The organism is Microbacterium sp. (assembly GCF_011620715.1).
Lineage (GTDB): Bacteria > Actinomycetota > Actinomycetes > Actinomycetales > Microbacteriaceae > Microbacterium.
The window spans coordinates 1-3,279 of record NZ_WOYP01000019.1 but is presented as its reverse complement, the minus strand read 5'-3'; the positions used below and the strand labels follow the sequence as shown (position 1 = coordinate 3,279).

Below are 3,279 nucleotides of genomic sequence, written 5' to 3'. Positions count from 1 at the left end.
CACCTTCTCGGCGCAGGGGGCACCTTCTCGGCGACGAGGCAGGTCCAGGATTCGGATGCCGGACCGCGCCGTTGCGGGGTTCTTCCAGTCTCGCCCCCTAGCCTGGTCGGGTGACTGAGTCCATCGTGCGCACCGGGCCCGTGAACGCTGTGCCGCTGCACTCGTCGGATGCGCCCCTGGTCGGTGTCGTGATGGGCTCCGACTCCGACTGGCGCGTCATGAGCGACGTGTCGCAGATCCTCACCGATTTCGACGTGCCGCACGAGGTCGAGGTGGTCTCGGCCCACCGCACGCCCGACAAGCTCATTCGCTACGGCCGCGAGGCGCGCGCCCGAGGGCTGCGCGCGATCATCGCCGGCGCGGGCGGCGCGGCACACCTGCCCGGCATGCTCGCCTCGGTGACGGCGCTCCCCGTGATCGGGGTTCCCGTGCAGCTCGCCACGCTCGAGGGGCTGGACTCGCTGCTGAGCATCGTGCAGATGCCTGCCGGCGTGCCGGTCGCCACGGTCTCGATCAACGGCGCGAAGAACGCCGGCCTGCTCGCCGTCCGCATCCTCGGAGCGACGGATGCCGCGTACGCGGCGCGCATCGAGGACTACGCCCGCGACCTCGAGTCTCAGGTGGAGGAGAAGAACCGGCGGCTCAAGGAGTCCCTGTGAGCATCGCCAGTCCGCCGCGTCCGGCTCAGACGCGCATTCCCGCCGCGAAGGTCGTCCAAGACCGGCCGCTGCGCTACCCCGACGCATCCGCTCGCGAGGTGATGACCCGCCGCGGCTGGTGGCTCGTGCTCCTCAACTTCCTGCTGCCCGGGTCCGCCCAGGCCGCGGCGGGCAACCGGCGACTCGGCAAGATCGGACTCGGCTCCACCCTCGTCATGTGGGTGCTGGTGATCCTCGGGGCGCTGACCGCGCTGCTGTGGCAGCAGGTGTTCCTGACGATCGCCACCAACTGGTTCGCGCTGCTGCTGATCCAGGGCCTGCTGATCGCCTACGCGGTGCTGTGGCTCGTGCTGACGATCGACACGCTGCGGCTGGTGCGGCTCGTCAAGACGGGAACGGCGGCGCGGTTCGGCATCCTGGCCCTTGCCATCGCACTGCTGGTCGCCTCGAGCGGCGGAGCGGCCTACGCGGCGCAGACGGTGGCTGCCGCGCGCGGCGCGCTGGGAGCCATCTTCGGCGCGAGCGGACCGTCGGTCCCGCCCAGCGACGGCTACTACAACATCCTTCTGCTCGGCGCCGACAGCGGCGAGGGCCGCGACTCCATGCGCTTCGACAGCATCTCGGTCGTCTCGGTCAACGCCACCACCGGCGCGACGACGATCACCGGCATCCCGCGCGACATGCCGAACGTGCCGTTCTCGGCGGGGCCGATGCAGGACAAGTACCCGAATGGCCACGAAGGCCACGCCGATGCCAGCTGCGGCTGGGGCAGCGGCGTCAACCAGCTCCGCACCGAGGTCGAGGTCTGCCAGGACGGCGATCTGCTGTATCCGGACGCCGTTGCGAACGGCTCGGAGCCCGGCATCGAGGCGACGAAGGATGCCGCGGAGGGCGTGCTCGGCATCGAGATCCCCTATTACGTCTTCGTCGACATGCACGGGTTCGCGGCACTCGTGGACGCGCTCGGCGGGGTGGATGTGACCGTCGCGGAGCGCCTGCCCGAAGGCTGGGGGCCGACGTACGCGGGTCAGCCGGCCGAGGAATGGGCGATCGGCTGGATCGAAGCCGGACCGCAGCATATGGACGGCGACACTGCGCAGTGGTATGCGCGGTCGCGATACACCACGTCCGACTTCGACCGCATGAAGCGCCAGCGCGAACTGCAGGAGGCGATCCTGGCGCAGTTCACTCCTCAGGTCGTGCTGACCCGATTCCAGGACGTCGCGTCCGCCGGGCAGGCCCTCATTCAGACGGACCTCCCGCAGTCTCTGCTTCCGTTCCTGGCCGATCTCGCGCTCAAGGCGAAGGAGCAGCCGGTCACCACGATCGAGCTCACGCCCGAGGGTGGCATCGACGAGTACGAGCCCGACTTCGCGTACATCCACGAACTGGTGCAACAGGCGCTGCATCCGCCGACGCCGACGCCGACCCCCGAGGGCTGAGCGGATGACGGCAACCCTCCGGGTGATGCTCGACCAGCTGGTCGCCCCGACGGATCCTGACCTCGAGCTCGCTTCGCGCGAGCTCACCCGCGGGTTGATCGCCGGAGCCCCTGCCGGCTGCGATGTCGAAGGCATCGCGCCTGCCGGACCGGCGGATCGTCCGGTCGAGGTCCCCGGCCTCGCAGGCGTGCGCCGCACCGCGCTGGCTCGTCGCGAGCTCGCCGCCGCACTGCAGCTCGGCGTCGGCGCGGGGATCGGTGGAGGCATGATCCACTCGCCGACGCTCCTGGCGCCCCTCGTGAAGCACGATCGCATGCACGACAACGACCAGACCGTCGTGACGATCTGGGATCTCGGTCCGTGGGATGACCCCGGCGAGTGGCCGAAGTCGGTCGTCGGGTGGCACCGCGCAATGCTCAAGCGCGCGGTCAAGCACGCCGATGCGGTCGTCGTTCCCACGCACTCGCTGGCGCGGCAGCTCGGCGAGATCGCGAAGCTGGGTGAGCGGATCAGGGTCATCGCCGGCGCGGCGCCGCAGGGGTTCGCGGTGCCTGTCGACGAGGTCGGTCGCCGCCGGGTCATGGATCTTCCGGAGGGCTTCGTGCTGCTCGCCGGTCGCGCGGCTCCGACCGATGCCCTCGCGCTCGGGTTCGCCGCCGTTGCGCGTGCGGGCCTGGATCTTCCGGTGGTGGTGATCGGCGCCGGCGATGCAGAAGAGCCCGCCATCGCGGACCTGGCGGCCGCAGCCGGCGTCCCCGAGCGCAACCTGCACGTGCGCGGAGCGCTCGGGGTCGAAGATCGCGCGGCCGTGTTCGGCGGCGCGGTCACGTTCGTCGCGCCCTCGCAGCGTTCGGCATTGCCCTGGCGCGTGCTCGAGGCGTTGGCGCTCGGGGTGCCTGTGGTCGCGGCATCCTCTCCCGTTCATGATGAGGTGATCGTCGACGGGGGGATGCTGGTCGATGCGTCGGCGGACGCACTCGGTGCCGCGCTGGACGAGGCTCTGGGATCCACCGCCGCGGTGGACCGCCTGGGCGTGCTCGCCGCCGACCGCGGCCGCGCCTTCTCGTGGCGCGAGTCGGCCGACCGGGTGTGGCAGCTGCACGCGGAGCTGTAGAGGCTTCGTCCGGTCGGGTTGCTGGCCAGGAAGGCGCCCAGTTCGGCGTGTCGCAGCGCCGCAT

At 70.8% G+C, this 3,279-nt stretch carries 3 protein-coding genes; all 3 read left to right on the top strand.

Annotation, left to right across the window (positions count from 1 at the left end; translation table 11 throughout):
- The first annotated feature begins 191 nt into the window (after positions 1-191).
- From purE to QZV84_RS02130, 3 genes are read left to right on the top strand one after another with little or no spacing between them, the layout of a single operon-like run.
- Positions 192-659, top strand: a complete 468-nt coding sequence (gene purE, locus QZV84_RS02140) for a 5-(carboxyamino)imidazole ribonucleotide mutase (RefSeq protein WP_292824623.1) — start codon at positions 192-194, stop codon at positions 657-659.
- Positions 656-2,101: an LCP family protein gene (locus tag QZV84_RS02135; RefSeq protein WP_292824621.1), complete on the top strand. Its 1,446-nt coding sequence runs from the start codon at positions 656-658 to the stop codon at positions 2,099-2,101. The genes purE and QZV84_RS02135 overlap by 4 nt, the downstream gene beginning before the upstream one ends.
- Before the next feature lie 4 nt (positions 2,102-2,105).
- Positions 2,106-3,215, top strand: coding sequence for a glycosyltransferase (locus QZV84_RS02130; RefSeq protein ID WP_292824619.1), 1,110 nt, complete (start codon positions 2,106-2,108; stop codon positions 3,213-3,215).
- The last annotated feature ends 64 nt before the right edge of the window (positions 3,216-3,279 follow it).